The 266-nt window shown below is 26.0% G+C and carries 1 protein-coding gene; it reads right to left on the bottom strand.

The genetic code is table 11. The features are described from left to right. Positions 1–74: 74 nt before the first annotated feature. Positions 75–266, bottom strand: a 192-nt coding sequence (locus G3997_RS04760) for a hypothetical protein (protein WP_296648922.1), incomplete at its 5' end; no start/stop codon positions are given.

The raw sequence follows: 266 nt of genomic DNA, 5'->3' as shown, positions 1-266 counted from the left end.
TATTTTAACTAAAAAGTGGTGTTCATTTTCTTCTGGTATAAATCCAAATCCAATGGCTTTTCTTACTTGTATCATTATTGTTTAATCTCCTGTTCATTAAAATCTTGTAAAGTCATTTTTTTATCTGCTACCATATCTAAAAARCTTTGACCACTTTCGTAATATGCTTTACAGTAGTTTAGTTCTATATCTACTTTACTTCCATTTAATAAATTTTCTCTTAGATTTTCAATTTCTGATTCTAATTTAGATGCTTCTATTATTGC

The sequence above is a fragment of the Romboutsia sp. 13368 genome (assembly GCF_018336475.1).
Classification (GTDB): domain Bacteria; phylum Bacillota; class Clostridia; order Peptostreptococcales; family Peptostreptococcaceae; genus Romboutsia.
Note: the sequence above shows the minus strand (reverse complement) of the source record. Positions and strands in the feature narration are given on the sequence as shown.